At 73.1% G+C, this 7,622-nt stretch carries 3 protein-coding genes and 1 pseudogene; 1 reads left to right on the top strand and 3 read right to left on the bottom strand.

What is annotated here, in order from left to right; translation table 11 throughout:
- A pseudogene (locus ACYVD1_RS34005) lies at positions 1–2,884 on the bottom strand (hypothetical protein); the annotation flags it as partial.
- A 110-nt stretch (positions 2,885–2,994) separates the two neighbouring features.
- Here ACYVD1_RS34005 and ACYVD1_RS34000 point away from each other — a divergent pair.
- Positions 2,995–4,380 carry a CoA transferase gene (locus ACYVD1_RS34000; RefSeq protein WP_460778591.1) on the top strand — a complete coding sequence of 462 codons (1,386 nt, stop codon included), beginning with the start codon at positions 2,995–2,997 and terminating at the stop codon, positions 4,378–4,380.
- 37 nt (positions 4,381–4,417) lie between these two features.
- On the opposite strand, the gene ACYVD1_RS33995 is transcribed toward ACYVD1_RS34000, so the two are convergent.
- Positions 4,418–6,817, bottom strand: a complete 2,400-nt coding sequence (locus ACYVD1_RS33995) for a WD40 repeat domain-containing serine/threonine protein kinase (protein WP_460778590.1) — start codon at positions 6,815–6,817, stop codon at positions 4,418–4,420.
- Between the two features lie 101 nt (positions 6,818–6,918).
- The gene (locus ACYVD1_RS33990; protein WP_460778589.1) at positions 6,919–7,422 is read right to left on the bottom strand and encodes a hypothetical protein; all 504 of its coding nucleotides are present in this window, start codon (positions 7,420–7,422) and stop codon (positions 6,919–6,921) included.
- Positions 7,423–7,622: the final 200 nt, after the last annotated feature.

Below are 7,622 nucleotides of genomic sequence, written 5' to 3'. Positions count from 1 at the left end.
CGCCGAAGAAGCGGGTCCAGGGCGCGGCCGGGGCCCCGGGCGGGCCCAGCCGCCGGTCCGCCTCGCCGATCCGGCCGCCGAGCCGGGCACCGTCGGCGGCGAGGGACGTGATCATGCCCGCGTACTGGGGGAAGCCGAACGTGAACGCGTCTTCGGGCACCAGGCCGGACACCGCGCCGGCCAGGTCCCAGTCGATGGTCTCCTGGGCGGGCAGCGGCAGTGCCGCGGAGCGGACACGGGCGGTGCGGTCGGCCATCCCCGCCACCTTGAGCTGCAGTTCGACGGCCCACAGCACCGCCCACACCACGCCGTCGGCGACGGGGCCGGTGAGTCCGGGCAGCAGGCCGGGCAGGACCCCGCGGACGGCCGCCGTGCGGGCCCGGTCCACCTGCTCGGCGACCTCGGGCAGGGCCACGTCCGGGGCGGGGTCCTCGGGAAGGGGCGCCGAGAGCGCGGCCTCGATGAGCTGGCGTGCGGTGCCGGTGTCCAGTTTCCGGAGCGCACGGCTGGCCTCCGGGTCGCGCGGGGAGAGGAAGTGCCAGTAGGCGGGCGGCGGTACGAGGGGCCGCCGTCCCACGAGGTCGAGGTTCTTCAGCCCGCCCTTCGGGTAGGCCCAGGTCTCCCAGAGCAGGGTGTCGTCGGCGGTGTCACGGGCCTGGAGCACGGTGTGCCCCGCCTGCCAGCGGTAGGCGAGCAGTCCCTCGGAGGGGTTGTCGGGCATGCGCAGGACACCCCAGTACTTCAGGTCCCGGTGCTTGGGGATCGGGGCTCGGCGGCCGTCGGTTCCCTCCAGGGCCCGCTCGGCGTTGAGGTCGCCCTCTGCCCCGGGGCCGAGCCACACGACGCGGGCGCCCGTGAGCCCGTCCGTGGCGCCCAGCGGCGAGTCCGGCACCCCTTCGGGGAGGCGGGCCAGGTGCAGGCGGGTGTCCAGCATGTCCACGTAGTCCAGGCGCGGGTCGGGGGTGAGGAACCCGGGGTTGGAGCGTGCGAGCGCGGTGCCGGTGGCCGGGTCCAGTTCCATGGCACCGTGCGCCCATTCGGCCCCGTCGGCCCACACCCGGGTGCCGTCGGTTGCGTGGTCGCTCCCGTAGGTGATTCCGGTCCGGTCCCCGGGGCGCAGGATGCCCCCGCTGTTGTAGCGGCCCCCGTCCGGGGCCTCAAGGACCAGCCCGAGGTCGTACCGGTGTGCCGTGCCCGTATGGAAGAGGCCGACGTCGCTGTCGGTCTTGAACGTGTCGTCGGGGGCCGAACACCAGAACGCCCGCGGCTGTCGCCAATCCCAGGGCTCCCACTCGTCGGCGGGGTGCCAGGTGACGAGGAAGTCGCCGCCCACGTGGTGCACGGCGTGGGCCGCTGCCTCCTCCGGCAGGGAGTACTCGCAGGAGCCGCGCCGCCCCCGGTGGTCCACGGCGACCGCGGCGTCGCGGCCGTAGACCGTGAGGACCGGCCAGGTGGAGGTCATACCGAGGATGCCGCCCGGGCGGGCCCCGATCTCCTCGACGGCTTCCTCGAAGGCGGGCCATGTGTACTCGGCGGGGACGCCGAAGCGCAGGGTGCGGGCCAGCGGCTCGGCCATGCGGGTCTCGGACAGGGACTCGTGGAGCCCGTCCATGCCGCCCATCTCGAGGTGGGTGAGTTGCAGGTCGAGCCTGGCCAGCTCGAGTTCGGTCTCGCCCAGCGGCGTGCCCCGCAGCCGCTCGATCCGCCGCTCGACCGCCTGGACGGCGTCGGGCAGGGGCGAGTGCCGGGATATCCGGACCCGGCGGACCTCCGTCCGGATCCGCCGCGCCTTCTCCTCGGGGGCCTCCACCGGGATGCGGTGGTCGTCGCAGGCGATCAGCAGCCGACCGTTCACCGGGTTGTGCATGTACCTGTTCTGGAACAGGCGGACGGGGGCGCCTTCCTCGCGCAGTCTCGGGACCAGGCGCGGGAACAGGGTGAACAGCTCCTCGGGGAGGGCCTGGACCCCCACCGCGCCGCGCGTCCAATAGGAGCTGTACATGTGGTGGAACTCGGAGACCCAGGCGGCGTAGCCGCCTTCGGGGACGATCCCGCCGTCGGCCATGGCGTCGGCGATGCCGGTACTCTCCAGCAGGCGCAGCCAGGCCGCGCCGTCGGTGACTGCGGTGGGGAAGAGAACGGCCATCCCCGCCCGGTGCTCCGGTGCGGGCCCGGCCTTGGCGAAGACCGCCTCCGCCTGTTTCAGCAGCCCGTCCGGGACGGGGTTGCCCCGTGCGGCGGCAAGGTAGCGGCCGAGGACGCGGGAGACCTCCTCCCCGACCGCCTCCTTGCCCAGGCCCAGGGTCTTCACCGAGGCACGGATCTGGGCGGTCAGGTTGGCCGGCGGGGCCACACCCACCGAAGCCCGCTGTTGGGGGGCTCTGATCTTGGCCGTGGCCACCGCGCCGCCTGCGGCCCAGGCGTCCAGGAAGCGGACGAACTCCCGGTGCGCTTCCTCGGCGGTGTGGAGTTCGGCCAGGCGCTGCCGGTGGGCGCGGACCTCCGCGGCGGGCAGTACACCGTGGCGGGCGAGAAGGAGGGCGTTCTCCACCGTGTGGTGTGGATCTCGCGCGAGCCCGCCCTCCGACTCCAGCTCGCGCGCCTCCAGGTAGGCGGCGGCCGCTTCTTTGCCGTCGGAGCCGAGCAGCCGGTGCGCGACGGTGTCGTGGATCCAGGGCTGGTGCGCGGCGGGCAGGCCGACCCGCTTGCGGGCGCCCGTCATGGCGGCCGCGACGTACTCGGCCTTCAGGGGTAGCTGACTCGTGCGCTCGTCGAGCTGCTGGAGCAGGTCGAGGGCCTGGGGCTCGCATTCGGGTGCGTTGGCCCGGACCCAGTCCAGGTACAGGGTGGACGCGGCGGGGTCAGTGGGGAGGGGCAACTGCATACGCAGAAGTCTGCCAGCGCCCACCGACAGTCAAAGCAACGGATAGGGCGACGGTTCGCACCGTGGACCCGTTGAAGTGCCGGCCGTAGGCCGTTTGGCAGCATGGCCGCATGGTGAGCACTACCGATGCGGCTACGGCCCAGGCATGGCAGGCGGTCGGCGGGTCCGCGGACCTGACCGCGAAGGTCTCCTACCGGGGCGCCGGGGAAGTGCTTCCCTCAGCGCTGCCGACGCGGGAGCTGGCCCGGGCCACGGTCGGGGCGTGCTCCCTGGCTGCGGCCGAGCTGCTGGCCGTACGGGCTGGTGGACCGGTGCCTGAGGTACGCGTCGACGAGGGCGCCGTGGCCACCGCGTTCATCAGTGAACGGCACCTGCTGGTGGACGGTCGCGAACCCACGCCCTTCGCGCCCCTGTCGGGGTTCTGGAAGGCCTCCGACGGGTGGGTGCGCACCCACGCCAACTATCCGCACCACAGGGCCCGGCTGCTGGCCGCGCTGGGGCTGGGCGACCGCACGGGCCCGGACCGGCTCGCCGAGGTGCTGGCCGCGCTCCCCGCACGGGAGGTCCAGGAGAAGGTCTACGCCGCCGCCGGTCTGGCGGTGGCCGTGGCCCCTGAACCCGGTAGCAGTCCCGGACCCGGGTCGGGCGCGGACTCCGTCACGGCGGGACTCCCGCTGGCCGAGTCCGAGGCGTCCGGCGCGAACGGGGGCCGCCGCCTGCCTCCGGCCTCCCTACCCGCCGCCGGGGTACGGGTCCTGGACCTGACCAGGGTCATCGCCGGGCCGGTCGCCACCCGGACGCTCGCGTTCCTGGGCGCGGACGTGCTGCGCGTGGACTCGCCCGGCCTCCCGGAGGACCTGGACAGCCACACCGACACCGGGCTGGGCAAGCGCTCCGCCCTCGTGGACCTGGATTCGGCGGAGGGGCGGAGCACTTTCGAGGCGCTGCTCGACTCCGCCGACGCGGTGGTGACCGGCTACCGGCCCGGTGCCCTCGACCGCCGCGGGCTCGCAGCGGAGGAACTGGTCGCCCGCCGTCCCGGACTGGTCGTCGCCCAGCTGTGCGCATGGGGGTGGTCGGGGCCCTGGGTGGGGCGGCGGGGGTTCGACAGCCTCGTACAGGCGGCGAGCGGGATCGCGTCGATCGAGGCCGGGGCGGACGGACGTCCCGGCGCCCTCCCCGCGCAGGCACTGGACCACGGGACCGGCTACCTGCTGGCCGCGGGGGTCCTGCGGGCGCTCACCGAGCGCCAGGACGACGGCCGCGGCCGTATCCTGCGCTTCTCGCTGGCCGGCACCGCCGACTGGCTGCTGCACGGCATCACCCCGCAGCCGGCGGGGGAGGGCGCGTACGAAGCCGCTGCCTGGCTGACCGAGACCCCGTCCCCCTACGGGCGCCTGCGCCACGCGGTCTCGCCGGTCCGCTACGAGGGGGCTCCGGAGGGATGGGCCGCTCCCACCACCCGCTGGGGGTCCGACCCCGCCGCCTGGGCGTGACCGCGCCGGTGCGTCCGGCCTGGAGTCAGTTTCGGTGTCAGAGGCTTGGGACCGTGTACTCCTCTTCGGCGGCCAGGTCCTCGTCCAGCAGTACGAACTCCTCCGGTCCTTGCTCGTCGAGCCCGTAGAAGGAGGCGAGGACGCCGTCGCCGCCGGGGGCAATACTGACGGAGTGGTACTCCTGGCCGGGGTCTCCTTCGGCCAAGGCCTCTCCTTCGCGGTCCCAGACCTTGAGGAAACCCCGGTTGCGGTCGTTGTTGCGACCAGCGGCGGCGATCATGTCCCCGTCCGTGGTCAAGGAGACCGCCTGAACCCGCACGTTCTCCCTGACGTCCTCGGGGGCCAGCGGCAACTCCTCCGGGTCCCCGTCGGAACGGATGTCCCACAGCTGCAGGGAATCGGACGTGTTGGTGACCACGACATCACCGGCGATCGCGGGGGGACTGTAGAGTTCCCCCTCCCACTGCCGCAGCTCTGGGTAGGCGGGGTGCGCCTCTCCGGTGGCCGCATCCCACACCGCGATTCCCGTGTCCAGGGCGGCGACCAGCAGCTCTCCGTCCGCGGAAGTGCCCACGCCGTTGATGCTTCCCTGCACGGCACGGTCGCTCAGACTTCCGAGCCGCGGCTCCTCCGGGATGTCGGCGCTGTAGAGTTCCTCGCCGGAACCGACATCGAAGGCCCGCACCGAGTTGCTGTCTGCGGAATTGTCGCCGAAGTACAGATTTCCCCCGTCGGGGGAGAGCGCGAACTGCCCGCCGTCACCGGCATCGGGCATCTCAACGATGTGCCGCTCCGGTTCGTCCCCCTCCAGGTCCCACACGTGGATCGTGGCTATACCGTCGTTGGCCGACTTCACTGCTTTGGAGGCCAGCCGGGAACCGTCGGCGGTCGTGGCCAGTTCGGAGTAGGAGAACGTGAAGCTCTCGCTGCGGTCGGTGAGCCGTTCGACTGGTTCGGGCTCGCCCGTCTCGAAGACGTCCACACCAGCCGTGGCCAGGACGGCGAAGCGACCGGTGTCGCCCAGGAAGGCGGTGTCCCGGATGTTCGCCACGCGGACGTCTTCCGAGTCGTCTGTCGGGCTTGCCGAAGGGGAGGCGCTGGCTGACGGGGTGCTTTCGGTATCCGCGTAGCTACCCGGGGCAGACCCGGCTGACGGCGCCGTTCCGCCCTCGGGCTCAGTCACTAGGGCGATTACGACCACCAGCACTGCGGCGGCGGCCGCACCCCAGAGCCACCCCGGCCCCGATCGCGGTGTGGAGGAGGGTTCGGGAACTTGGCCGGGTCCATGTTCGACGGTCCGTGCGGGGTCCGGGGGCGGGACACTCTCCGAGCCGTTCTGCGAGGTGTCCTCCGGGGATCCCCTCTCGTCCGAAAGGGCCTCTTTCGGAGTGGGTTCCTCAGCCACAACGGCTGTTTCGTCCGGCGAGGGTTCCTCGCTCCTAACCGCCTCCTCCGGCGCGGGTTCCTCGGCCGGTGGCGCTTCCTCGCTTGGAAGTTCCTCCTCCGATGTGGGCTCCTGGTTCAGGGCGCCGGTCGGGGTGATCCGTGTCGCGGCCATCGTGTGCAGGAGCTTGGTGGCCACCGCCTGCGGCAGCCACTCGGTGGTTCCCTCCCCGTCCACCGGCAGCGCCGTTCCGGTCAGTTCGGCCGACACCGTCGCCAGGTCGGGCCGGTCGCCCGGGTCCTTGGCCAGGCAGGCGGTGACCAGGGGGAGCAGGCCGTCGGGGACCCCGCTCAGGTCGGGGCTCTCGTTGACCACCCGGTAGAGCAGTGCCGAGGCGTTGCCGGTGCCGAAGGGCTGGCGCCCGGTGGCGGCGAACAGCAGCACGCCGCCGAAGGCGAACAGGTCGCTGCGCGGGCCCACGTAGGCCCCCGTGGCCTGCTCGGGAGACATGTACCCGGGGGTGCCGAGGGTCTGCCCGGTGCGGGTGAGCGCGGTGGCGTCGGCGGCACGGGCGATACCGAAGTCGATGACCTGGGGGCCGCGCTGGGACAGCAGGACGTTGGAGGGCTTGAGGTCGCGGTGGATGAGCCCGACCCCGTGAATGGCGGACAGCGCCTCGGCGAGCCCCGCGGCCAGGGCGCGCAGGGAGTCCTCCGGGAAGACGCCGCCGTCCCGCACCGCGTCGTCCAGTTCGGGGCCGGGGACGTACTCGGTGGCCAGCCAGGGCTGCCGACCCTCGGCGTCGGCGGCCAGGACCCGTGCTGTGTAGGGCCCCCGGACACGGCGGGCGAGGTCCACCTCGCTGGCGAACCGCGCGCGGAACTCCCGGTCCCCGGCGTACTCGGGCCGGATGGCCTTCACCGCCGCCAGGTCGTCCCCTTGGCCGTCGGCCGCGACCGCGAGGAACACGACGCCCATGCCGCCCTCGCCGACACGGCGCAGCAGGCGGTAGCTCCCCAGCTCCCGGGGATCGTCGGGGTGCAGCGGTTCCAAGGGGGCGTTTCCAGGCAGGGGACGGGCCACGGAGCAGCCTAGCGGTGCGGGTCCCAGCCCGCACCGCTAGGGGCGTCGGTAGCGTCCCCTTGTGCTGGTCGTTAGAGCGGCAGTGCTCCGGTCCGGACGGCTGCCGCGCCTACCGTTTCCACCGCCGTGTTTCCCATGAGCAGGGCTGTGCTCAGGGCGAGGGCGGGCCAGGCCCACCAGCGGCGCGGGGCGCGGTGGCGGCCCCGGGCGGCAGGGCGGAACACCGGCGAGGGCCCGGACAGAGACTCGGGCTGGGGCTCGGAGGCCTCCCGGGTTTCGTCGGTTACCAGGGCCCGTTCGGCTTCCCTCTCGGCTTGTTCCCGCTGTTGGCGGGCGACGGTGACCCAGTGGGGGACGGTGCCGTGTTCGAGCATGTAGGCGACCCGGGGGTTGTCCTGCATCTGGCGCAAGAGCCGTTCCCGGCGGTCCGTGTGCGACTCGGTCCGGGACTGCGCGGGACGCGGGGCCGTAGGGCGGGGTTCCGTCCGGAGGGCGGAGCCGGGGCGGGAGAAGCGGTGGCCCCGGGGTGCGTTCAGCACCGGTCGCAGCCGGGTGTCGGTCGTGGTGGTGGCCATGCCTTGCCTTCCGTGGCGGGTGTGTGGTCTGAGGGCGCCCGTTCAGGCGGTGGGCGGCATGGGACCGCCGGGCGGCATGGGACCGCCGGGCTTTTTGGGGTTGACGCCCAGGTGGCGGAAGGCGAGCAGGCGCAGAAGCTGGGTACGGGTGGGGGCGGTGATGCGCTCGAAGGGGTCGCCCGGTCCTGACCAGCCGAAGG

The organism is Nocardiopsis nanhaiensis (genome assembly GCF_054778635.1).
Note: the sequence above shows the minus strand (reverse complement) of the source record. Positions and strands in the feature narration are given on the sequence as shown.